General features: G+C 69.9%; 18 protein-coding genes. 8 read left to right on the forward strand and 10 right to left on the reverse strand.

All coding sequences use genetic code 11. The features are described 5' to 3' along the window. Positions 1-92 precede the first annotated feature (92 nt). From ACH4YP_RS12880 to ACH4YP_RS12895, 4 genes are read right to left on the reverse strand one after another with little or no spacing between them, the layout of a single operon-like run. A complete protein-coding gene (locus tag ACH4YP_RS12880) occupies positions 93-704 on the reverse strand; it encodes a hypothetical protein (RefSeq protein WP_398490573.1) in 612 nt (203 codons plus the stop codon). Beyond that, positions 701-1564 (reverse strand): carbohydrate ABC transporter permease, encoded by an 864-nt coding sequence (locus ACH4YP_RS12885; protein ID WP_398490574.1) that lies wholly within the window; start codon positions 1562-1564, stop codon positions 701-703. Before ACH4YP_RS12885 ends, ACH4YP_RS12880 begins: the two co-directional genes overlap by 4 nt. Then, on the reverse strand, positions 1561-2511 hold the full coding sequence (locus ACH4YP_RS12890; RefSeq protein ID WP_398490575.1) for a carbohydrate ABC transporter permease: 951 nt from the start codon (positions 2509-2511) through the stop codon (positions 1561-1563). Before ACH4YP_RS12890 ends, ACH4YP_RS12885 begins: the two co-directional genes overlap by 4 nt. Then, the gene (locus ACH4YP_RS12895) at positions 2508-3803 is read right to left on the reverse strand and encodes an ABC transporter substrate-binding protein (RefSeq protein ID WP_361071341.1); all 1296 of its coding nucleotides are present in this window, start codon (positions 3801-3803) and stop codon (positions 2508-2510) included. The genes ACH4YP_RS12890 and ACH4YP_RS12895 overlap by 4 nt, the downstream gene beginning before the upstream one ends. Before the next feature lie 65 nt (positions 3804-3868). Between ACH4YP_RS12895 and ACH4YP_RS12900 the strand changes: the two genes are divergently transcribed. From ACH4YP_RS12900 to ACH4YP_RS12920, 5 genes are all read left to right on the forward strand, one after another. Next, positions 3869-5302 (forward strand): Gfo/Idh/MocA family protein, encoded by a 1434-nt coding sequence (locus ACH4YP_RS12900; protein WP_398490576.1) that lies wholly within the window; start codon positions 3869-3871, stop codon positions 5300-5302. Positions 5303-6487: 1185 nt separating this feature from the next. Further along, positions 6488-7297, forward strand: coding sequence for an ATP-binding cassette domain-containing protein (locus ACH4YP_RS12905; protein ID WP_361072806.1), 810 nt, complete (start codon positions 6488-6490; stop codon positions 7295-7297). Continuing rightward, positions 7294-8055, forward strand: a complete 762-nt coding sequence (locus ACH4YP_RS12910) for an ABC transporter permease (protein WP_361072792.1) — start codon at positions 7294-7296, stop codon at positions 8053-8055. The genes ACH4YP_RS12905 and ACH4YP_RS12910 overlap by 4 nt, the downstream gene beginning before the upstream one ends. A 15-nt stretch (positions 8056-8070) precedes the next feature. Further along, positions 8071-8865, forward strand: coding sequence for a MerR family transcriptional regulator (locus ACH4YP_RS12915; protein WP_398490577.1), 795 nt, complete (start codon positions 8071-8073; stop codon positions 8863-8865). 267 nt (positions 8866-9132) lie between these two features. Then, a complete protein-coding gene (locus tag ACH4YP_RS12920; protein ID WP_361072798.1) occupies positions 9133-9792 on the forward strand; it encodes a TOPRIM nucleotidyl transferase/hydrolase domain-containing protein in 660 nt (219 codons plus the stop codon). Positions 9793-9852: 60 nt separating this feature from the next. Here ACH4YP_RS12920 and ACH4YP_RS12925 read toward each other — a convergent pair whose 3' ends face one another. The 5 genes from ACH4YP_RS12925 to ACH4YP_RS12945 form a co-directional block, all read right to left on the reverse strand. After that, complete coding sequence (locus tag ACH4YP_RS12925) at positions 9853-11010, reverse strand: XdhC family protein (protein WP_398490578.1); 1158 nt, start codon at positions 11008-11010, stop codon at positions 9853-9855. Positions 11011-11069: 59 nt separating this feature from the next. Beyond that, positions 11070-12527, reverse strand: coding sequence for an NCS2 family permease (locus tag ACH4YP_RS12930; protein WP_361072804.1), 1458 nt, complete (start codon positions 12525-12527; stop codon positions 11070-11072). A gap of 327 nt (positions 12528-12854) precedes the next feature. Next, positions 12855-15251 (reverse strand): xanthine dehydrogenase family protein molybdopterin-binding subunit, encoded by a 2397-nt coding sequence (locus ACH4YP_RS12935; protein ID WP_398490579.1) that lies wholly within the window; start codon positions 15249-15251, stop codon positions 12855-12857. Between the two features lie 2 nt (positions 15252-15253). Next, positions 15254-15847, reverse strand: coding sequence for a (2Fe-2S)-binding protein (locus ACH4YP_RS12940; protein WP_361067219.1), 594 nt, complete (start codon positions 15845-15847; stop codon positions 15254-15256). Next, entirely contained in the window at positions 15847-16737 is an 891-nt protein-coding gene (locus ACH4YP_RS12945; RefSeq protein WP_398490580.1) for an FAD binding domain-containing protein, read from the reverse strand. The genes ACH4YP_RS12940 and ACH4YP_RS12945 overlap by 1 nt, the downstream gene beginning before the upstream one ends. A gap of 429 nt (positions 16738-17166) precedes the next feature. Here ACH4YP_RS12945 and ACH4YP_RS12950 point away from each other — a divergent pair, with 429 nt between their 5' ends. Both ACH4YP_RS12950 and ACH4YP_RS12955 read left to right on the forward strand, forming a co-directional pair. Further along, on the forward strand, positions 17167-18864 hold the full coding sequence (locus tag ACH4YP_RS12950) for a PucR family transcriptional regulator (protein WP_398490581.1): 1698 nt from the start codon (positions 17167-17169) through the stop codon (positions 18862-18864). Between the two features lie 164 nt (positions 18865-19028). Continuing rightward, positions 19029-19802 carry a hypothetical protein gene (locus ACH4YP_RS12955; protein WP_361067210.1) on the forward strand — a complete coding sequence of 258 codons (774 nt, stop codon included), beginning with the start codon at positions 19029-19031 and terminating at the stop codon, positions 19800-19802. Positions 19803-19919: 117 nt separating this feature from the next. On the opposite strand, the gene ACH4YP_RS12960 is transcribed toward ACH4YP_RS12955, so the two are convergent. Beyond that, the gene (locus ACH4YP_RS12960) at positions 19920-20642 is read right to left on the reverse strand and encodes a GntR family transcriptional regulator (protein WP_398490818.1); all 723 of its coding nucleotides are present in this window, start codon (positions 20640-20642) and stop codon (positions 19920-19922) included. A gap of 685 nt (positions 20643-21327) precedes the next feature. On the opposite strand from ACH4YP_RS12960, the gene ACH4YP_RS12965 reads away from it, so the two are divergent. Continuing rightward, the gene (locus ACH4YP_RS12965; RefSeq protein ID WP_398490582.1) at positions 21328-22212 is read left to right on the forward strand and encodes a (2Fe-2S)-binding protein; all 885 of its coding nucleotides are present in this window, start codon (positions 21328-21330) and stop codon (positions 22210-22212) included. Positions 22213-22479: the final 267 nt, after the last annotated feature.

The following is a 22479-nucleotide window of genomic DNA, read 5'->3' on the forward strand; positions in this document are numbered from 1 at the left end:
GGCCGGTCCGGGCCGTGACGGTCCAGAAGTCGGGCGCGCACTCCTATGAGTTCCGGCACGGGCCTATGGCGTACGTCACTCGGGCAGTGCTGTCATCCCTCCTGGCCCCCTCCTGGCCGGTGCGGCATCCGTACGTCGACCGCCGTGAGCGCCAGCGCCAGTGGTCCCGGCGCCAGGAACGCCAGCGGCAGCAGCATCCAGGCGCACAACACGGCCGCCGCGACGGCGAGCAGGACGAGACCGCTGCCGCCCACGTCCCGTACGGAGTCCCGGGCGGCCCCGGCCACGGCCGCCCGCCAGTCGGTGAGCGACTCGGGGCGCCCGCAGGCGCGAAGGCCCACGACGGCCGCGTACGCGCCGATGGCGGCGGCGACGATCGCGAACAGCGGGGCACCCGGCAGTCCGGCGCGGGCCAGGGCGAGGTCCGCCCAGAGCAGCAGGACGCCGGCCAGTAACAGCGTCCCGGCCGCGAGGTCCCCGGCGCGCAGACGGCGACGCAGCATCGTCAAGTACCGTCCCGCCGTGGCCGGTTGCTCCTCCCGGGCGCCGCGCAGCACCGCGCACGCCGTGGACAGTGCCGCCGGCAGGGTGACGACCGGCAGCGACACGAGGGCCGTGCAGACGCCGACGCTCAGCACGTCGGCGAACAGCGTCATGCGCGGCCCGAAGATCTCGCCCGTCTCGCGGGCCTGTCCTGCGCTCATCCCTTGATCCCGGAGTTCGCCATGCCCTCGACCAGGAACCGCTGGAAGGCGAGGAAGAACAGGACGATCGGGAGGAGGGCGATCACCGACATGGCGAACATCGGACCGAACGCGGACTGGCTGGAGGCGTCCACGAACGACCTGAGCGCCAGCGTGAGCGTGAACTTCTCCGGTGAGAAGAGGTAGATCAGCTGGGTGAAGAAGTCGTTCCAGGTCCAGATGAAGGTGAAGATCGCGGTCGTGATCAGCGCGGGTCGCGTCAGCGGCAGGATCACCAGGAAGAAGCTCCTGAACGGGCCGCAGCCGTCGATCCGCGCCGCCTCCTCCAGCTCTCGCGGCAGCCCCCGCATGAACTGCACGATGAGGAAGACGAAAAAGGCCTCCGTGGCAAGGAACTTGGGCAGGATCAGCGGCCAGTAGGTGTTCACCATGCCGAGCTGGTTGAAGATGACGTACTGCGGGATCAGTACGGCGTGGTGCGGCAGCATGATCGTCGCGATCATGAAGGCGAACAGCGGGCCGCGGAAGCGGAATCGCAGCCGGGCGAAGGCGTACGCGGCCAGCGAGCAGCTCAGTACGTTGCCGACGACCGCGCCGCCCGCGATGAACAGCGAGTTGCCGAGCAACTGCCACACGGAGACGTCGTTCACGCCGTCGAGGGCCGTCTTGTAGTTGGACCACTCCAGGCTGCTGGGCAGCAGGTCGAGGCTGGCGATCACCTCGTCGGCGGGCTTGAGCGAGGTCGCGAGCAGCCATGCCAGCGGGTACAGCATCACGAGCAGCGCGGCCAGGCAGCCGAGGTGCAGGGCGACGCGGCGCCGGGCAACGGGCTTGCGCACGGCGGGAGTTGCGGTGGTCATCGGACTCCCCCTTCGGTGTCGGACGCGTAGAAGACCCAGGAGCGCGAGGTCCGGAACAGTACGGCGGTGACCGCGCCGATGACGAGGAGCAGTACCCAGGCCATCGCGGAGGCGTAGCCCATGTGGGAGGCGACGAAGCCGCGGTCGTAGAGGTAGAGCGTGTAGAAGAGCGTCGAGTCGGCGGGGCCGCCCTTGCCCGCGCTCACCGCGAACGCGGGGGTGAAGACCTGGAAGGCCTGGATGGTCTGGAGCACCAGGTTGAAGAAGATCACCGGGGAGAGCATGGGCACGGTGATGGACAGGAACTGGCGCCGGCGGCTCGCTCCGTCCACGGCCGCCGCCTCGTACAGCTCCGAGGGGATCTGCTGGAGTCCGGCGAGGAAGATGACCATGGGGGCGCCGAACTGCCACACCGTCAGCAGGGCGACGGCGAACAGCGCCCAGCCCGGCCGGTTGACCCAGCCGCCCGTGCCCAGCAGGTTGTCGACCGTGCCGCCGTCGTTGAACACCGCCCGCCACACCAGCGCGATGGACATGGAGGCGCCGAGCAGGGAGGGCGCGTAGAAGGCCGAGCGGTAGAACGCCCTGCCGCGTCGCATGGACTTCAGCGCGAGCGCGACGACCAGGGCGAGGCCGAGTTGGAGGAGCACGGCGATGACGACGTACGTGAGGGTCGCGACGACCGACCGCCAGTAGCGCGGGTCCTCGGTGAACATCTGCGTGTAGTTGCGCAGGCCCACCCACCGGGGCGGGTTGAACAAGTCGTAGTCGGTGAAGGAGAGATAGAGCGAGACGGCCATCGGGAGCAGGGTCAGCACGGCGGCGCCGAGGACCCATGGGGAGAGGAACACCCAGGCAGCGCCCTCGCGTTGGCGTTTGCCGGGTCGCTTCGGTGGCGTGGAAGGCTTGCCGGTACGGGCGGTTGCCGGCATCTCGGTGGTGGTCATGACCTCAGCTCCGCCTTCGCCTCGGTGACGTAGTCCTCGGCCGCCTCGCGGGGCGACATCTGCTCGTAGGACACCTGGTCGTAGTCCCGCTGGAAGGTGGTCTGCAGGGCGCTGTCGCCCGAAGGCGGCGCCTGTGGCGGGGAGTTGAGGGTTCCGTCCACGGACGCCTGGTAGTCGGCGACCGTCTTGTCGAAGTCCTTCAGTTCGGGGGCCAGTGTCGTGCGGATCGACTCGTTGACCGGGATTCCGCGGGTCGCGCCCAGGATCTTCGCGGCCTCCCTGTCGTTCAGCATGAAGTCGATGAGTTTGGCCGACTCCTCGGGATGGCCCGAGTCGGCCGCGACCCCCATGAACATCGACGGCTTGAAGTACTGGCCGGGGGTGCCGTCCTCGCCGGACGGCATCGGTGCGAGGGTCACTCCGGTAGGGACGAGGGCCGTGTAACCGCTCGACGGGGCGTCCCAGTTGAAGTCGGAGACAGCCTTGCCGCGGCCGAGCGCGGTGTTCTCGACGGCTCCGTCGAGCTGGGTGGTCTGCTCGGCGGGCGACACCGCACCCTCGCGGCGGAGTCTGTCGGTGAAGGTCCACCAGCGCGTCAAGTCCTCTGCGGTGAAGCCGAGTTCACGATCCTTGGTGTAGAGGGCCTTGCCCTGGCCGCGGAGCCACACCTCGAAGACGTCCTCGCTCTGGCCCGGGTCGGTGGCGCCGGGTTTTCCGGTCTCCTCGGCGAGGGCGCGCATGGCGTCGGCCCAGTCGCTCCAGGTCCAGCCCTTCCGCGGCTTCTCGACACCGGACGCCTCCCACGCCTTGGTGTCGTACGCGACGGTCTCCGTGCCGCGGGCCTGGGGGACCGCGTACTGCTTGCCGTCCACGACCCCCGTGGCGAGCAGGCCGCGGTCGAACTCCTCGGTCCGTACGGCCTGTTGCTTCCCCAGGTCGAGGAGGACGCCGCCGGACGCGTACTGGTCGATCATCCGGTAGTCGAGCTGCATCACGTCGGGGGCGTCGCCGCCGGCGGCCTGGGTGGCGAGCTTCTGCTTGTAGGCGTCGTAGCCGGAGAAGGAGGCCTGGACAGCGATGTCCGGGTACTTCTTCTCGAAGAGGTCGATGGCCTCCTGGGTTCGGGCCGCTCTGTCCGGGTTGCCCCACCAGGTGTAGCGCAGAACGACGTTGCCGCCTGCGCTGCTCGACTCGCCCGTGTCGGAGCAGCCCGTGAGGACCGCTGCGCTGAGCGCAAGGACCACGGCCGTTCCGCGGAACTGCCAGGACTTCCTTGTCCTGTTTCCGGGCATGAGTGGGTCACCTCTTTCGCTAGAAAGCGCTTCCACCCCCCGGTACGACCCTAGGGAAGGTCCTGATGTCAGAACAAGACCCGTGCATCGCTTCTGGCGCAGCCGTCGCGCCCGTCTCGCCTGTCGCGTCTGCCGCGTCTGCCGCGTCTGTCGCGTCTGCCGAAGAGAAGCGTCGTCGTTGTGCCGTGGTGGGGTTGGGTGCCCGTGCGCGGATGTTCACCGAGGCGCTGACCGGGCCGTACTCGGACCGGATCGAGCTGGTGGGCTTCTGTGACGTCAACTCCCGCCGTATGGCCGTCCACAACGACTGGATCGCGGCCGATCATCCTGGGCGGGGGCCCGTGCCCGCCTACTCCGCCGAGGAGTTCGAGGTGATGCTGCGGCGTGAGCGGGTGGATCTCGTGGTGGTGTGCAGTGTCGACCGCACCCACGACGACTACATCGTGCGGGCGCTGGAGGCGGGGTGCGACGTCGTCACGGAGAAGCCGATGACCACGGACGCCGACAACGCCCGCCGCATTCTCGATGCCCGGCGGCGGACCGGGGGTGATGTGCGGGTGGCCTTCAACTACCGCTACAACCCGGTGCATTCGGCCGTACGGGAAGTCATCGCGGCCGGGGAGATCGGTGAGGTCGGGTCGGTGCACTTCGAGTGGCTTCTCGATCTGCGGCACGGCGCGGACTACTTCCGGCGGTGGCACCGGGACAAGGCCAACTCCGGTGGACTGATGGTGCACAAGGCCACGCATCACTTCGACCTGGTCAACTGGTGGTTGGGCACGGAGCCGGAAACCGTGTTCGCACAGGGCGGGCTGTTCTTCTACGGCGAGGACGCCGGGCGGCGGCGGGGGCTCGCTCGGCCCTATGCCCGGGCTCATGGGGCTGCTGCGGCGGAGGATGATCCCTTCGCGGTGCGACTTGCGGACTCCGAGGTGCTGCGTGCGCTCTATCTGGAGGCGGAGGCCGAGGACGGGTATCACCGCGACCAGAACGTGTTCGGGCCCGGGGTGAGCATCGAGGACGACATGGCTGTGCTTGTGCGGTACGCCTCTGGGGCGTCGCTGAGCTACCACCTGACCGCCTACTCCCCCTGGGAGGGGTATCGCGTCGCCTTCAACGGGAGTGAGGGACGGCTGGAGTTGTTGGTGGAGGAGTCGACGTGGACTCGGTCGGGGGTGCGGGCCGATGGGGCAAGTCCTGTTATGCACGGGGCGGCTGTGGGGGATGAGGTCGGGCGTACGGAGTTGCTGTTGCGGCGGTTCTGGGAGCCGCCTCGTGAGGTGAAGGTTGGCGGCGGGGAGGGTGCCGCCCAGGGTGGGCATGGGGGTGGGGATGTGCGGATGCTGGCCGATCTGTTCGGTCCCCGGTCCGGTAGGGATGCACTGGGGCGGGCGGCCGACGCCGTTGACGGGGCTAAGTCGTTGGTCACCGGGCTCGCCGCCAACGAGTCGTTCGAGACCGGGCTGCCTGTTCGGGTGCGGGATCTGTTGGACGTCTGAGGTCGTCGGGCGGGCTGGGGGTCATGGTGCCGGATGAGTTCGGGGCGGCCATAGGGCGCTTCTGGTCCGGTGCGGTGGGGCGGGGCCGTGCCGGTATGTCACGTTCGCGACTTCCGGGCGTACTGCCCTGAGTCTCCTTGGTGGGCGTTTCCAGCGGGAGCCGTACGTCGCGAACGTTGACATACCGGCACGGCCCCGCCCCGGGTGCGTCGGCGGGTGCGGCTCGGCTCAGTGCATACGATCCTGGCGTGGTTCAGTTTTGTGTGCGACGGGACAGTGTCCTCAGTGCCGGTGAAGCGTGGCGGCGGCTCACGCTGTGGGAGCGGCATGCCGATGTGGTGCCGTTGACCCGGGTCTTTGTGGTGACGGGGGCAAGGACTGGCGGAGAAGGCACCGTGTTCGTGGCGCGGACGGGGGTGGGGCGGGTGGGGTTCGACGATCGTATGGAGGTTGTCGTCTGGCGGCCGCCCCTGGGCGAGCGGAGCGGGTTCTGTCGGCTCGTCAAGCGGGGGAGCTTTGTCACCGGGTGGGCCGAGATCGAGGTGGGTTCGGGGGTCGGCGGTGGTTCGCGGGTGGTGTGGCGGGAGGAGTTGAGGGTGCGGGGGGTGCCTCGGATTTTTGATTCCTTGGTGGGGTGGGTGGCCCGGCGGGTGTTCGGGCGGGTTGTGCGGTTGCTGTTGGTGCGGCCCTGAGAGTCTCGAATCCGTACTCCAGATACTGGCGCAGGGCTTCCTGTCCCGCCGGGACGAAGCGCCATTCGTCGACGGCATCATGCACTCCGAGCCATATGGGACTGATCCCCTCCCGGCAAAGGAACTTGAAGAGGAAGTGCACCGGCACACGGACGCCCAGTTCTTCCGTCAGCTCGCGGGCCGCCGCCTCGTACGACTCGCCCACGTCCCACGGCGCCGCCGACCGGAGCGGGCGGGTTCGTTGCTTTCTGGGCGAGGAGTAGCAGGAACCCGAGTGGGAGTGGGTCATCGACAGCTCTGAGCATGGCGGGTTCGCGGCCGAACGAGATCGGGGCGAGCGGCCCGTCATTGCGGCGATGTGTCTGGCCGACCGGCGATCTGGATGCCGTGGTCGGGACGGGCTTGACCTTGACGCTGGGTCAACCCTCCATCCTTCCTGGGAGGAGCTTCCACGCAGTCGCCTGGAACAGCTCCGCGAAGGAGGCAGATGACCATGACAGCCCAATCGATCGCCGGTCCGGCGATTCGCGTGCAAGGTCTCAAGAAGTCGTACGGGAAGCTCGAAGTGCTGCGCGGTGTGGACTTCGACGTGGCGCCGGGCAGCATCTTCGCCCTGCTCGGTTCCAACGGGGCGGGCAAGACCACGACTGTGAGAATCCTCGCCACGCTCCTGAAAGCCGAGGCGGGGGCGGCGAGCGTCAATGGCTTCGACGTTGCCACGCAACCGGCGAACGTGCGGGAGTCCATCAGTCTCACCGGGCAGTTCGCGGCCGTTGACGAGATCCTCAGCGGTCGGGAGAACCTCGCCCTCGTCGCCAGGCTGCGCCACGTCGAGGACCCGGGCGCGATCGCGGATGACCTGCTGAGGCGTTTTTCGCTGAGCGAGGCGGGCGCGCGGCGAGTGTCCACGTATTCGGGTGGGATGCGCCGCCGGCTGGACATCGCGATGAGCCTCATAGGGAATTCGCCGGTGATTTTCCTGGATGAGCCGACGGCCGGTCTTGACCCCGAGGCCCGCATCGAGGTGTGGGATGCGGTCAAGGAGCTTGCCGGCGATGGAACGACGGTGCTGCTCACCACGCAGTATCTGGACGAGGCCGAGCAGCTGGCCGACCGGATCGCGATCCTCCACCAGGGCCGGATCATCGTGAACGGCACTCTCGCCGAGCTCAAGCAGCTCTTCCCACCCGCCAAGGTCGAGTACGTCGAGAAGCAGCCGACTCTCGAGGAGATCTTCCTCGCAGTCATCGGAGGCATGGACAAGAGCGACATCACTGGCACGACAACTGGGGGACGACGATGACCGCGTACTTCTTCAACGACACTGTCGCGCTCACGGGGCGGACCCTGCGCCATGTCACACGCAGCATGGACACCATCATCACGACCGCCATCACGCCGGTCGCCATGATGTTGATGTTCGTCTACGTGTTCGGCGGCGCCATCGATACCGGGTCGGTTTCGTATGTGAACTACATGCTGCCCGGCATCCTGCTCATGACCATCGCCTCAGGCATCTCCTACACCGCGTACCGGCTGTTCACCGATGTGAAGAGCGGGATCTTCGAACGATTCCAGTCCATGCCGATCGCTCGGTCGGGTGTGCTGTGGGCCCACGTCGTCACCTCTCTGGTCGCCAACCTGATCGCGCTCGTGCTCGTCGTGGGCGTCGCTGTGCTCATGGGCTTCCGCTCCGGGGCAGGAGTGTCTGCATGGCTCGCGGTCGCCGGCATCCTGCTCCTGTTCACCCTGGCGCTGACCTGGCTCGCCGTGATTCCCGGGCTCTCTGCGTCGACGGTCGAGGGAGCGGGCGCGTTCGCCTACCCGCTCATCTTCCTGCCTTTCGTCAGTTCGGCATTCGTGCCCACAAAGACGATGCCCGGCCCGGTGCGCTGGTTCGCCGAACATCAGCCGGTGACGTCGATCGTCAACACGATCCGCAACCTGTTCGCCCAGAAGCCGGTCGGCGACGACATCTGGACCGCCCTAGCGTGGTGCGTCGGCATCCTCGTCGTGGCGTACATCTTCGCGATGGCCGCCTATCGCCGGAAGATCGCCTGAGGCAGGCTGAGACCCATGCTCACCATCAGCCAGCTTGCGGAGTACGCCGGGGTGACGGTGCGGGCGGTACGCCACTACCACCGGATCGGGTTGCTGCCGGAGCCCAAGCGCGACCGGTCCGGATACCGGACCTACGACGCTGTCGCGGTCGTGCGACTGATCCGGATCCGCACCCTCGCAGACGCCGGCGTGCCGCTGGCTCGGGTGCAGGAACTCCTCGCCGCCGGCCCGGAGGACTTCGCCGGCGGCGTTCAGGAGATCGACAAGGCCCTGCGCGCCGAGATCCGGCGGCTGCAGAACACTCGCAGCCGACTCGCCAGGCTTGCCGCCGGAGAGCACCTGGCGCTTCCGCAGAGCGTTGTGGACTACCTCGACCGGCTGCGCGGTCTCGGCGTTGAGGAGCGGTACATCGAGATGGAGCGGGACGCCTGGATCATGATCGCCGCCCAGGTGCCGCATTCGATCGACTCCGTGATCGCCAAGAAGCACGAGGAGCTGGACGACCCCGACATGGTGAAGCTCTACAGCCTTCTCAGCGGGGCACTCGACTGGCCGGCCGACGATCCGCGGATCGTCGAAGTCGCCGACATCATGGAGCGCTTGATGATTCTCGCTGTGGAAGCCGGCGAGGTGGGTGCCGACGACGGCATCGACGACCAGTTCGTCGACCTGCTGGACTCAACCATGGTCGAGTCCTCACCGCACGCTGCGCGGCTGTTGGCGATCCTGGAGGAGCGGGGCTGGAGGGGCTGGACCCGCATCGAGCGAGTGCCTGCCGACAGACTCAACACTGAGCTGCCGCAGCCGTGAAGGCAGGTCAGGGTCCTGGAGTGACGCTCAGTGGGTACCAATCTCGCTCGGCCTCGAAGAGCACCGGTTGGCCGGCGGCTTGTTGAATGGGCGGTTCGAGTACTGGGCGGTCGGCATGGGCTGGCCGTCGGTAGCGGGGGTTTGCTCGTCGACATGCTCGACCAGTTCACTCACGGGGGCACGATCTCAGCCCCCACTGACAACGCGGTCCTACGGATGCCAAAAGTCTGTGGAGTGCGGCCGAGTGAAGTTGCGAGACTGGATTCCATGAGCGACATGGAGAGATTCCGTCGGGCCGTTGTCGAGTGGGCGGCCGGTGGGGTGGGGGCGTCGGCGGCTGCCGTGGCCGCGCGGGAGCTGGCCGGTGGGGTCGGGCTGCGTACGGTCGTGCTCGTCGAAGGGGGCAGTGATCAGGTCGCCGTCGAGGCGTTGGCCGTGCGGCGTGGTCGGGATCTGGATGGTGAGGGTGTGTCGGTCGTGCCGCTCGGGGGTGCGACCAGTGTCGGCAGGTTCGTCGATCTGTGTGGGCCTCAGGGGCTCGGGGTGCGGCTGGCCGGCTTGTGCGATGTCGGGGAGGAGCGCTTCTTCCGGCGCGCGCTGGAGCGGGCCGGGCTCGGTTCCGACATCCCGCCCGAGGGGCTGGAACCGCTCGGCTTCTACGTGTGCGACGTGGATCTGGAGGACGAGTTGATCCGGTCCCTGGGCGTCGAGGTCGTGCAGCAGGTGGTGGTGGATCAGGGGGAGTCACGGCCGTTCCGTACCTTCCGGAACCAGCCCGCTCAGCGGGAGCGGACCGTGGAGCAGCAACTGCGGAGGTTTCTGGGGACACACAGTGGCCGCAAGGCCCAGTACGCGCGCGGGATGGTCGAGAGTCTGGATCTGGAGCGGACGCCTCGGCCGTTGGAGCGGCTGCTCGCCCACGTCTGATCAGCCCCCCGCAGGCCGGCACCACGGGTTGGTGCCTCGACCGGGGCGGGTGCGCGTGCGTCAGGCCACCGCACCTATTCGCGCGGTGGGCTTCGGTGTCGACGACATGTCGTGGTGGATGGGGGTGTGGGCGCCGGTCAGTGGGATTCCGGTGCCGCCTCGCCTGTTCGCGACGATCTCCGAGGCTATGGACAGGGCCGTCTCCTCGGGCGTACGAGCACCCAGGTCCAGCCCGATGGGAGACCTGAGCCGGGCCAACTCCAGCTCGGTGACGCCGACTTCGCGGAGGCGTTCGTTGCGGTCCAGGTGGGTGCGGCGGGAGCCCATCGCGCCTACGTACGCCACGGGGAGACGAAGTGCGAGTTGGAGGAGGGGTACGTCGAACTTGGCGTCGTGGGTCAGGACGCACAGGACCGTGCGGGCGTCCACCTGCGTGCGCTCCAGGTAGCGGTGCGGCCAGTCGACCACGATCTCGTCGGCCTCCGGGAAGCGCGCCGAGGTCGCGAAGACCGGGCGGGCGTCGCACACCGTGACGCGGTAGTTCAGGAACTTGCCGATGCGGACCAGGGCGGAGGCGAAGTCGATCGCGCCGAAGACGATCATCCGGGGTGGCGGGACCGACGACTCGACAAGAAGTGTGAGCGGTGCTCCGCAGCGAGAGCCCTGCTCTCCGATCTCCAGGGTGCCCGTGCGGCCCGCGTCCAGGAAGGCCCGCGCCTCCCCCATGACGGTGCGGTCCAGCTCGGGGTGTGCGCCGAATCCGCCCTCGTACGAGCCTTCCGGGCCAACCAGCACGGCTCGGCCCACTAGCTCCGTAGGTCCGGAGACGATACGCGCCACTGCCGCCGCCTCCCCACGCGCGGCAGCGGCGAAAGCCGGAGCGAGGATCGCCCGGTTGGAGTCCTCGGCGCGTACCGGGGTCACCAGGATGTCGATGATGCCGCCGCAGGTCAGGCCCACGGCGAACGCGTCGTCGTCGCTGTAGCCGAAGCGTTCGAGGACCGGCTTCCCGTCCGCCAACGCCTGTTGGCACAGCTCGTACACCGCGCCCTCCACACAGCCGCCGGAGACCGAGCCGATCGCCGTGCCGTCGGAATCGACGGCCAGGGCGGCGCCCGGGCGGCGGGGCGCGCTGCCGCCGACGGCCACCACGGTGGCCACGGCGAAGTCGCGTCCCTGCTCGACCCACCGGTGCAGCTCTTCGGCGATGTCCAGCATGTCTCGGTCTCCTGACGGTGGTTGTGGGGAGGGCAGCGGATGCGTGGGCGCCCGGGTGCCTAATGCACGCCCATCCAGCTCTCGATCGGGTTCAGGGCGAAGTAGACGACGAAGATCGCCGTCAGGCCCCACATGAACGCCCCGATCTCCCGGGCCCTGCCCTGGGCGACCTTGATGGCGACGTAACTGATGACTCCGGCCGCGACGCCCGCGGTGATGGAGTACGTGAACGGCATGATCACGACCGTCAGGAAGACCGGGATCGCGGTGGCGCGGTCGGCCCAGTCGACGTGCCGGGCGTTCATCATCATCATGGCGCCGATGACGACCAGGGCCGCGGCAGCGACCTCGCCGGGGACGATCGCCGTCAGTGGGGTGAAGAACAGACAGGCCGCGAAGAACAGGCCCGTGATGACGGACGAAAGGCCGGTGCGGGCGCCTTCGCCGACGCCTGTCGCGGACTCCACGAACACCGTCTGGCCGGAGGCGCCCGAGACGCCGCCGATCGCACCGCCGGCGCCGTCGATGAACAGCGCCTTGGACAGGCCCGGCATCCGGCCCTTGTCGTCGGCCAGTTCGGCCTCGGTGCCGACGCCGATGATGGTGGCCATCGCGTCGAAGAACCCGGCGAGGACCAGGGTGAAGACGATCATGCCGACCGTCATCGCGCCTACCTGGCCCCAGCCGCCGAACTCCACGTCTCCGAAGATCGAGAAGTCCGGCATGGACACCGCGCTGCCGTGCAGCTCGGGCGTGCCGCTGGCCCACTGCTTGGGGTCGATGACGTCAAGTGCGTTGAGGACGACGGCGAGTACGGTGCCGCCGACGATGCCGATCAGGATCGCGCCGGGGATGCCGCGTGCCTGGAGCATGAAGATGGCGAGCAGGGTGACGGCGAACAGCAGGACCGGCCAGCCGGCGAGTTCACCGGTCGCACCGAGGGAGAGCGGGGTCGCCTTGCCCTGGTGGACGAAGCCGGCCTTCACCAGGCCGATGAGGGCGACGAACAGGCCGATGCCCATCGTGATCGCGTGCTTCAGGGCCAGCGGGATCGCGTTCATGATCATCTCGCGCAGCCCGGTGACCACCAAGAGCATGATCACGACGCCGTACATCACACACATGCCCATGGCCTGCGGCCAGGTCATCTGAGGTGCGACCTGCGAGGACAGGACGCCGGAGACGGAGAGTCCCGCGGCCAGGGCGAGCGGCACCTTGCCGAAGAAGCCCATCAGGAGCGTGGTGAAGGCCGCGGCGAACGCGGTCGCGGTGATCAGGGCCTGCTGGCCGAGCGTGTCCCCCGCCGCGTCCTTGCCGGACAGGATCAGGGGGTTGAGCAGCAGGATGTACGCCATCGCCATGAAGGTCGTGACGCCGCCGCGCACCTCACGCGCGACCGAGCTGCCTCGCTTGGATATGTGAAAGTACCGGTCGAGCCAGGACCTGCCGGCCGGGACGCGGGTACCCGTACCCGCGTCTTCGGCTGTGGTCCTGGGCTCCAGTGACTGCTGGGTCATGGTGCCGTCTCCCAAGGTTCAAAGGGGCACCCGCGCAAGCCGCCGTGGCGGCGCGGGCTTTGGGAAGGTGCATGCACGACCCGGGGGACGGCCCGAGACGAACAAAGGGGGGTTGGGGGGCGGAGTCCCCCCGGAGAAACTCTTCTTTCAACCCCCGGAGGGCTAGGGCCCTTCTGATGGATCTCCGTGGGAGAAGGAGCGGCGGTCGGTGCGTGCGATCGGCGTGCGGTGTGGAGGGTCATGTGGCGGAGCCACCTGGCCCTTCGCGCCGTGCGGCGAGCGTGCGTGCCGGGCGTCGCGACGCCGCGGAGATCCATCAGAAGGGCCCTAGGTGCCGGTGAGGTGTTCCGGTCGGACCGGCGTCCGGTTGAGCTCCAAGCCCGTCGCGTTCCGGATTGCCGCGAGGACAGCCGGAGTTGACGACAGGGTCGGTGCCTCGCCGACGCCACGGAGCCCGTACGGCGCGTGGTCGTCGGCGAGTTCGAGCACGTCGACGGGGATGGTCGGCGTGTCGAGGATCGTGGGGATGAGGTAGTCGGTGAAGGAAGGGTTCCTGACCTTGGCCGTCTTCGGGTCAACGATGATCTCTTCCATGACCGCGATGCCCAGGCCCTGGGTCGTACCGCCCTGGATCTGGCCGATGACGGACAGCGGGTTGAGCGCCTTGCCGACGTCCTGGGCGCAGGCCAGTTCGATGACCTTCACCAGGCCCAGCTCGGTGTCCACCTCGACGACCGCGCGGTGGGCGGCGAAGGAGTACTGGACATGGCCGAAGCCCTGGCCCGTACGGAGGTCGAAGGGCTCGGTCGGCCGGTGCCGCCACTCCTCCTCGACCTCGACGGCCTCGCCTTCGAGTACGTCCACCAGGTCGGCCAGCACCTCGCCGCCGTCGGTGACGACCTTGCCGCCCTCCAGGAGCAGTTCGGCGGTGGCCCAGGCGGGGTGGTACGAGCCGAACTTGCGGCGGCCGATCTCCAGGACCTTCTCGCGGACCAGCTCGCAGGAGTTCTTGACGGCGCCGCCGGTGACGTACGTCTGGCGGGACGCGGAGGTCGAACCGGCCGAGCCCACCTGGGTGTCGGCCGGGTGGATCGTCACCTGGGCGACGCCCAGTTCGGTGCGGGCGATCTGCGCGTGGACGGTGACGCCGCCCTGGCCGACCTCCGCCATCGCGGTGTGGACGGTGGCCACCGGTTCGCCGCCGACAACTTCCATGCGGACCTTGGCAGTCGAGTAGTCGTCGAAGCCCTCTGAGAAGCCGACGTTCTTGATGCCGACCGCGTAGCCGACGCCTCGTACGACGCCTTCGCCGTGGGTGGTGTTGGAGAGGCCGCCGGGCAGTTGGCGGACGTCCGCCGCCTCGCCGGCCGCGAGCCACTGCTGCTCCGGCGGCAGGGGCATCGCCTTGACACGGCGCAGGAGTTCGGCGACCGGGGCCGGGGAGTCGACGCTCTGGCCGGTCGGCATGACCGTGCCCTGGGACATCGCGTTCAGCCGGCGGAACTCGACCCGGTCCATGCCCACCTTGTCGGCGAGCTTGTCCATCTGCGCCTCGTAGGCGAAGCACGCCTGGACCGCGCCGAAGCCGCGCATGGCGCCGCAGGGCGGGTTGTTGGAGTAGAGGGCGATGGCCTCGATGTCGACGTCTTCGAGTACGTACGGGCCGACCGCGAGGGACGCCGCGTTGCCGACGACCGCCGGGGAGGACGACGCGTAGGCGCCGCCGTCCAGGACGATGCGGCACTTCATGTGCGTGAGTTTGCCGTCCCTGGTCGCCCCGTGCTCGTAGTGGAGCTTCGCGGGGTGGCGGTGGACATGGCCGAAGAAGGACTCGAAGCGGTTGTAGACGATCTTGACCGGCTTGCCCGTGCGCAGTGCCAGGAGGCAGGCGTGGATCTGCATCGACAGGTCCTCGCGGCCGCCGAACGCGCCACCGACGCCGGAGAGCGTCATGCGGACCTTGTCCTCGGGCAGGCCGAGGACGGGCGCGATCTGCTTGAGGTCCGCGTGCAGCCACTGGGTGGCGACGTAGAGGTCGACGCCGCCGTCCTCGGCGGGCACGGCGAGGCCGGACTCGGGGCCGAGGAATGCCTGGTCCTGCATGCCGAAGGTGTACTCACCCTCGACGACGAAGTCGGCTCGCTCACGGGCCGCCTCGACGTCACCGCGGATGATCGGCTGGCGGTGCACGATGTTCGGGTGCGGGACGTGGCCGGCGTGGTGGTCGTCGCGGCCCTCGTGGACGAGGATCGCGTCGGGCGCGGTCGCGGACGACTCGTCGGTGATGACCGGGAGTTCGCGGTACTCGACCTTGATCTTGGCGGCGGCGCGGCGCGCGGTCTCCGGGTGGTCGGCGGCGACGATCGCGACCGGCTCACCGTGGTGGCGGACCTTGCCGTGCGCGAGCACCGGGGTGTCCTGGATCTCCAGGCCGTAGTTCTTCACCTCGGTCGGCAGGTCGTCGTACGTCATGACGGCGTAGACGCCGGGGGTCTTCAGCGCCTCGACCGTGTCGATGGAGACGATCTCGGCGTGCGCGACCGTGGAGCGCAGGATCTGGCCCCAGAGCATGTCCTCGTGCCACATGTCGGAGGAGTACGCGAACTCGCCTGTGACCTTGAGGATGCCGTCCGGGCGGAGGGTGGACTCGCCGATGCCGCCCTTGGTCCGGGAACCCTGGGTGACCTTGGTGGGCGTGCCGAGGGGGGCGCTTTTGCCGGCCATCGTCAGACCGCCTCTCCCTGTCGGGCGGCCGCCAGGCGGACCGCGTCCATGATCTTCTCGTAGCCGGTGCAGCGGCAGAGGTTGCCCGACAGCGCCTCGCGGATGTCCGCGTCGCTCGGGGTCGGGTTGCGCTCCAGCATCTCGTCGGCGGCGACCAGCAGGCCGGGCGTGCAGAAGCCGCACTGGACGGCGCCGGCGTCGATGAACGCCTGCTGGATCGGGGAGAGTTCGGTGCCCTCTCCGGCCTGCGAGTCGGAAGGCCTGGCCTCCCATTGTTTCGCCGCGTCCAAGGGCGTACCGCAGGCTCCGGAAGCTCCGGAAGCGCAACTCCCGTGCTCCGCGCGCTGTTCGGCGAAGTCGGCGAGGCCCTCGACGGTGACGACCTCGCGGCCCTCGACCTGGCCGGCCGCGACCAGACACGAACAGACCGGTACGCCGTCCAGGCGGACCGTGCAGGAGCCGCACTCGCCCTGCTCGCAGGCGTTCTTGGAGCCGGGCAGACCCATGCGCTCGCGCAGGACGTAGAGCAGGCTCTCGCCCTCCCAGACGTCGTCGGCTTCCTGCGGACGGCCGTTGACCGTGAAATTGACGCGCATTACGCGACTCCCTCCGTGCGGGCGGCGGTGCCGCGGTACGACTCCCACGTCCAGGTGAGCGTGCGGCGGGCCATGATGCCGACCGCGTGGCGGCGGTAGCTCGCCGTGCCCCGGACGTCGTCGATCGGGTTGCAGGCGGCCGAGCACAACTGGGCGAACTGCTTGGCGACCGACGGGGTGATGATCCTGCCGTTGTCCCAGAAGCCGCCCTCTTCGAGCGCCGCGTTCAGGAACTCCTCGGCGGCCTTGGCCCGTACGGGCGTGGGCGCGGCCGAGCCGATGCCGGTGCGGACCGTGCGGGTGTCGGGGTGCAGGGCGAGACCGAAGGCGCAGACCGCGATCACCATGGCGTTGCGGGTGCCGACCTTCGAGTACTGCTGCGGGCCGTCGGCCTTCTTGATGTGGACGGCCCGGATGAGCTCGTCGGCGGCGAGGGCGTTGCGCTTCACCCCGGTGTAGAAGGCGTCGATCGGGATGAGCCGGGAGCCCCTAACGGACTCGACCTCGACCTCCGCGCCCGCCGCGAGGAGGGCGGGGTGGGCGTCGCCGGCCGGGGAGGCGGTGCCGAGGTTGCCGCCGACGCCGCCGCGGTTGCGGATCTGCGGGGAGGCCACCGTGTGGGAGGCGAGGGCCAGGCCGGGCAGCTCGCCGCGCAGCCGCTCCATGATCGCCGTGTACGGGACGGAGGCGCCGAGGCGGACGGACTCCTCGCCGACCTCCCACTCACCCAGTTCGCCGATGCGGTTCAGGTCCAGCAGGTACTCGGGCCGGCGGTGGTCGAAGTTGATCTCGACCATCACGTCGGTGCCACCCGCAATCGGCACAGCGGTGGGGTGCTCGGCCTTCGCGGCGAGCGCCTCCTCCCAGCTGGCGGGGCGAAGGAAGTCCATGACCGGCTCTCTTCTTCGTCTCGTGGATGGTTCTGTTCAAGCCAGTTCGTGTGCGGCGGGCCCGGCTCGTTCATACGTTGTTCACGTGTATTGAAATCAGTACACAGCGCCGTCCCGCACCTGGGTCAGTCACCGAAACCATGAAGGAGTTCGCTGGCCAGGGCGCGCATCTTGTAGATTCGTATGAACAGAGGTCATCGGTAACCTCCCCGCTTTCCCAGGGAAACACCACACGCGGCCTCGGGAATCAGCGACCACATGTCGCGAAAGCCCAGGACACAGGCCATGGGGGCCGGAACCACCGTCCACCGGACCCCTCGGGCCCACGCTGCGGATTCCGGGAGCCCGTGCACGGGGCACCCATCCTCGGGTCCCTCCAGAACCATCCAGATCCATCGTAGTTTTCGAGACAGAACGGCGGCGACGAGAATGCGGCTGCGCGCACTGCTGGACACGGACGCGCTGGGCCTGCTGCTGCTCGGCGGCGAGGACGAGCTGGACCGCACGGTCCGTGGCGTGATGACCACGGACCTGCGGGATCCCAGCCGCTACCTCTCGGGCGGCGAGCTGGTGCTCACGGGGCTCGCCTGGCGCCGCGACGCCACCGATTCGGAGCCCTTCGTACGGATCCTCGCGAGCGCCGGGGTCACCGCGCTGGCCGCGGGCGAGGCCGAACTGGGCTGCGTCCCGGAGGACCTGGTGGCGGCCTGTGCGCGGCACCGGCTGCCGTTGTTCGCCGTCAACGAGTCGGTGGCCTTCGCGACGATCACCGAGCACGTCGTACGGCAGGTGTCGGGCGAGCGTGCCGGGGATCTGGCGGCCGTGGTGGACCGGCACCGGCGGATGATGACCTCGGGTCCCGCGGGCGGCGGCCCGGACGTGGTCCTGGATCTGCTCGGCTCCGACCTGGACCTGCGGGCCTGGGTGCTCTCCCCCGCCGGGCGCCTCATCGCGGGCTCCCCCGGTGCCGAGCCGGGACTGCCCAGCGCGGTGTGCGCTGCACTGGCCGGCGAGCATCTGGCGGCGGTCCGCACCGGGCGGCGCGGGCCGTACCGGGTGGCGGTGGGCGGTACGACGTACTCGCTCTTCCCGATCCGCAGCACCGGCCGGGGCACGGGCACGGCGGGTGTCGCGGGCGCACCGGGCGCCCGGGACGTCCGCGAGACGGTTCTGTCGGACTGGCTGCTCGCGGTCGAGGCCGATGCCGGGGACTGGCCGGCGGAGCGGCTCGACCTGCTGGAGGGCGTGACCCAGCTGATCTCCGTGGAGCGGGACCGCCGCGACGCGGCACGCACGGTGCGGCGGCGGCTCGCGCAGGAGGTCCTCGAACTGGTGCAGGCCGGTGCCGCGCCCGGCGAGATCGCGGCACGGCTGCGGGTCGCGGCGCCCGTGCTGCTGCCGGGGCTCGGCGCGGCCCCGCACTGGCAGGTCGTGGTCGCCCGGGTCGAGTGGGACGGCGGGGAGATCGAGGGCGGTCCGGTGGCGCAGGCGCTCCTTGAGGAGATCCTCGTCGACCCGCTGTCGTCGGGTCCCGAACCGTCCGACCGGATCGCGGTCGCCCATACGGGTGAGGAGGCCATCGCGCTCGTACCGCTTCCGGCGGTTTCCTCGGAGCACGACGGCTCGGAGGCCGGGCTGCACGCGGACACCCTCCTGGCGGCCGTACGGGACCCGCTGTCGGCCGGCCTAGACGACGACGGGCGGCTCACGCTCGGCGTCAGCGCCTCCGTGCACTCGGCGGAGGGGCTGCGCGGCGCTCTGGAGGAGGCCCGGCACGCGCGCCGGGTCGCGGCGGCGCGGGCGGGCCGGGTGTGCGCGGCCGGGCACCAGGAGCTGGCGTCGCACGTCCTGCTCCTGCCCTTCGTTCCGGACGACGTGCGTCGCGCCTTCACAGCGCGGCTCCTCGATCCCCTCCGCGACTACGACCGGCGCCACCGCGCCGAGCTGATCCCGACCCTTGAGGCGTTCCTCGACTGCGACGGCTCCTGGACCCGGTGTGCGGCCCGTCTGCACCTGCACGTCAACACGCTGCGTTACCGGGTGGGACGCATCGAACAGTTGACGAGTCGCGATCTTTCCCGCCTGGAGGACAAGCTCGACTTCTTCCTCGCGTTGCGGATGAGCTGAGGTCACAAGCGTATGCGGCAGATGGCACCAAGTGCCTTCGCCATCGCACCCCTTGTCCCACGACTTTGTGAAATCCTTCACCCACCCCCTTGGCCGGGCGAGTGCATTCGTGCTGAGATGCCGCCACCACTCAACAGCTCAATGGCGTGCTCGGGGAGGGCAACGTGGCGCATACCGCCATGTCTGGTTACGGGACGACTGCCGGGGACGATCCACTCCAGACCGCGGTGTGGCGGCTGCGCTCACGCGCCTGCTGGGCCGACGCGGCGGCGCTCCTCGAACCGCACACGGCATCGGCCGCGCTCCAGCGGGCCTCGCTCCTCGTCGAGCGGTGCCTCTACACCGAGCAGGGCTGGGCGGAGGCGGAGGACGCGTTGCGTACGGCGGAGGCGCTGGCCCAGTCCGACGACGAGCGGGGCGCCGCGGCGTGCGAGCGCGGGCAGCTCGCGTACGCGTCCACACTGCTCGCCGTCCGCGACCGGGCCGACGAGGCTCGGGCCGCGCTCGGCCGTGCGGCGGCTCTGATCGCGCCGGGCGCTCCGGGCCGGGCCCTGCTCGACTTCCGGCGCGGGCTGCTCGCCGAGAACCTCGCCCACTCCCCGCAGTCCGCGCGCGCCGCCTACCGCCGCGCCCACGCCGGCGCCACCGCCCAGGACAACTCCCTCCTGCTCTCCTTCACCTGGCGCCATCTCGCCGGACTCGCCCTGCGCGAGGGCGAGTTGGCGGAGGCCCGGCACGGCTTCGGTGAATCCCTGCGTATCCGGGAGGAGTTGGGCTATCTGGTGGGCACGGCTCCGGCCCTCGCCTCCCTGGCCGACGCGGAGAGCGAGCCGGAGGCCACCCGGCTGCGCGCCGAGGCGGGACGCCTGTTCCGCCTCCTGGGAGGCGTACCGACGTGGCTGGCGGACCAGTTGACGCCACCGGCGGCAACGGCCTGAGCCGGCTGAGCCGCTTGGCTGCCGCCGGCCTGTGTGTCGTGTTCGGTGAGTGGGGGCTGGTGGCGCCCAGCGGCGGAGCCGCGGATGTCACAGCCCCGCGCCCCTTGGGGGGCGCGCTCACATGCTGACGAAGTGCTCCCGCAGCAGGGCCTCGACCGCCGACAGGTCCTGCGCGGACAGGGCGTCCAGAAGGGCGAGGTGCTGCGCCGCGTCCGCCATCAGCTCAAGGCGGGCGCGGGCCGTGGGGCTTCCGCCGAGGGGCCACTGCGCCCGCCGGTGGAGGTCGTCCGCGATGCGCAGGAGTTGCTCGTTGCCCGCGAGGGCGAGCAGCGCCCGGTGGAAGGCGCGGTCGGCCTCGGCGTACGTCGCCCGGCAGCCGACGGCCGCCGCCCGGGCCGTCTCCTCCGCGAGGGGGCGCAGGTCCTCCCAGTCGTCGGCCGGCAGGGTGCGGGCCAGCCGCAGCATCACGGGCGCCTCGATCAGCCCGCGGATCTCGGCGAGTTCGGCCAGTTCGCGGGCGCCGCGCTCGACCACGCGGAAGCCCCGGTTCGGTACGACCTCGACGGCTCCCTCGACGGCGAGTTGCTGCATGGCCTCGCGCACGGGCGTCGCCGAGACGCCGAAGCTCTCGCCGAGCGCGGGGGCCGAGTAGACCTCACCGGGGGCGAGTTCGCCGGCCACGAGGGCGGCCCGCAGCGCGTCGAGGATCTGGCCGCGGACGGAGGCTCGCTGAATCGCGGGGCGGGGGGCCGCGGACGGAGACGGAGGCGCGGAAGACGTACGGGCGGCGGGGACGCCCCGCGAGCCGGAGCCGTCGCGTACGCCGGATCCATCGTGCACGCCGGGGCCATCGTGTACGCCGGGGCCGCCGGGCGCCGCGGGTGTGCTCGGCGCTCCGGGTGCGGTCGGCGCTCCGAGTCCTGCGGGCGTGCCGTGGCTTCCGGGCCCTCCGAAGCCACCGGGAGCGACGGGGGCTCCGGAGGTTCCGTGGTGCCACGGGTCTCCGAGTGCCTCCGGGGCGCCCGGGCGGCCGGAAGCGTCCGTCGAAGTCCGGCGGGCACCGGTTCCCGGCGCGTCCGCCGACGCCGGGAGCCCCTCCCGCGTCACCCTCGGCTGCGGAATCGGCGTCTCGCTGTGCGTGTGCTCCCCGCGGGCGGTGTGCTCGACGGAAGCGGGAGCGGGAGCGGCGGGGGCCGAAGCCCGGGTGCCGGGTGCGGCGGCGTCCCGGGGGGCGTCTTCGCGGAACGCCCGCCCGGCCGCGCTGCCCCGGCCCTCGCCCGCCGCCCGGGCCTGCTGCTGGGGCACCCGTGGGGCTTCCGCGCCGGGAGCGGTCTCCGAAGGATCTCCTGCGGAGCCGTACGCCTCGCGCGAACCGGCCTTCTCCACGGGAGCCTCCTCCAGAACGGGCAGTGGTGGTGAGTATTTCGGTCGGGGTCCGGAGCGACCCCGACAGAACAGGGTAAACCTCGATCGTATCGGGTAAGGTAAGCCTTACCTGCAATCGATCACGGAACGGGGTCCTTGCATGTCCGCTCCCGCCCCGGCCGAGACCTCGCCCGGCACAGACGTACGCCCGGTGGACTCGGTCCTCACAGCGGCGTACACGCGGATGACCGAGGTACTCCCGACTTTGGGCGTCACGGAACTCGCACCGCGCGAACCGGCTCCTGCCGGCGACGGGCACATCGCCGTCGCCGGGCTCGCGGCGGGCGGGGCCGACCTGGACGCGTTCCTCGCGTGGGACGACGACCAGGTGCTCACCGACCACGGGCAGCGAGGCCGTCCGGACGTGATCGCCAGCTTCGGACTGCACCGCTACGCCTGGCCGGCCTGTCTGCTGATCACGGTGCCGTGGTTCCTGCTGCGCCGGGTGCCCCGCTTTCCGGTGGAGCACGTCACCTTCCAGCGCATGCCCGGCACCATCTCCGTACGCGTCGGCGAGTTCGCCTGTCTGCCCGACGACCCGGCCGCCACGCTGCCCGGCGCACGCGTCGTCCCCGACGAGGAGGCCCTGCGCGCGGCGGTACGGGCCGCCGTGGCCGAGCACCTGACGCCGGTCCTCGACGCGTTCGGCCCCCGGACGCGTCGCCGTGGCCGCGCTCTGTGGGGCACGGCCACGGACGATGTCGTCGAGAGCCTCTGGTACGTCGCCGGGCTCCTGGGCGAGCAGCGGCGGGCGAAGGACGAGCTGGAGCGGCTGTTCCCCGGCACGACCCGGCCCTACGTCGGCACGGCCGGCTTCCGCGAGGTGACCGGTTCGAACGGCGAGTGCCTGTCCACCCGCGACCGGGCGAGCTGCTGCTTCTACTACACCCTCGACGCCGAGGACACCTGCGCCAACTGCCCGCGCAACTCAGAGGCGGTCCGCATCGCGAAACTGACGGCGGAGGCGGCGGCCACCGCGGGCTGATCCCGTGGTAAAGGGCCGACCGCACGTCACGTAAGATCAACTCGGCACGGAACCAGGCACCTTGACGGCGCCCCGGCCGAGCTCTTTGGTTACAGTCGATTCACAAAGTCCTCACTTGCCGCAAGAACTTTCCGTGGAACCACCCGTAAGGGTAATCTAACTCGAACTCAACTCCCGCTCCTCAAGCGGCAGTTCGAGGAGAATGCCGTCCTCGCGCATACCCTTGCACTCCCTTGGCGGCCTCTTGCCCCGAAACCCTCTGAGGAC

The organism is Streptomyces sp. NPDC020747 (assembly GCF_044334695.1).
Lineage (GTDB): Bacteria > Actinomycetota > Actinomycetes > Streptomycetales > Streptomycetaceae > Streptomyces.

Coding starts and splice junctions, on each gene's coding strand:
- ACH4YP_RS12930 (WP_361072804.1), bottom strand. CDS start 12,527: ATGACCCAGCAGTCACTGGAGCCCAGGACCACAGCCGAAGACGCGGGT.
- ACH4YP_RS12945 (WP_398490580.1), bottom strand. CDS start 16,737: ATGGACTTCCTTCGCCCCGCCAGCTGGGAGGAGGCGCTCGCCGCGAAG.
- ACH4YP_RS12890 (WP_398490575.1), bottom strand. CDS start 2,511: ATGACCACCACCGAGATGCCGGCAACCGCCCGTACCGGCAAGCCTTCC.
- ACH4YP_RS12965 (WP_398490582.1), top strand. CDS start 21,328: ATGTCCGCTCCCGCCCCGGCCGAGACCTCGCCCGGCACAGACGTACGC.
- ACH4YP_RS12915 (WP_398490577.1), top strand. CDS start 8,071: ATGCTCACCATCAGCCAGCTTGCGGAGTACGCCGGGGTGACGGTGCGG.
- ACH4YP_RS12895 (WP_361071341.1), bottom strand. CDS start 3,803: ATGCCCGGAAACAGGACAAGGAAGTCCTGGCAGTTCCGCGGAACGGCC.
- ACH4YP_RS12940 (WP_361067219.1), bottom strand. CDS start 15,847: ATGCGCGTCAATTTCACGGTCAACGGCCGTCCGCAGGAAGCCGACGAC.
- ACH4YP_RS12935 (WP_398490579.1), bottom strand. CDS start 15,251: ATGGCCGGCAAAAGCGCCCCCCTCGGCACGCCCACCAAGGTCACCCAG.
- ACH4YP_RS12950 (WP_398490581.1), top strand. CDS start 17,167: ATGCGGCTGCGCGCACTGCTGGACACGGACGCGCTGGGCCTGCTGCTG.
- ACH4YP_RS12920 (WP_361072798.1), top strand. CDS start 9,133: ATGAGCGACATGGAGAGATTCCGTCGGGCCGTTGTCGAGTGGGCGGCC.
- ACH4YP_RS12905 (WP_361072806.1), top strand. CDS start 6,488: ATGACAGCCCAATCGATCGCCGGTCCGGCGATTCGCGTGCAAGGTCTC.
- ACH4YP_RS12885 (WP_398490574.1), bottom strand. CDS start 1,564: ATGACCACCGCAACTCCCGCCGTGCGCAAGCCCGTTGCCCGGCGCCGC.
- ACH4YP_RS12900 (WP_398490576.1), top strand. CDS start 3,869: ATGTCAGAACAAGACCCGTGCATCGCTTCTGGCGCAGCCGTCGCGCCC.
- ACH4YP_RS12880 (WP_398490573.1), bottom strand. CDS start 704: ATGAGCGCAGGACAGGCCCGCGAGACGGGCGAGATCTTCGGGCCGCGC.
- ACH4YP_RS12925 (WP_398490578.1), bottom strand. CDS start 11,010: ATGCTGGACATCGCCGAAGAGCTGCACCGGTGGGTCGAGCAGGGACGC.
- ACH4YP_RS12910 (WP_361072792.1), top strand. CDS start 7,294: ATGACCGCGTACTTCTTCAACGACACTGTCGCGCTCACGGGGCGGACC.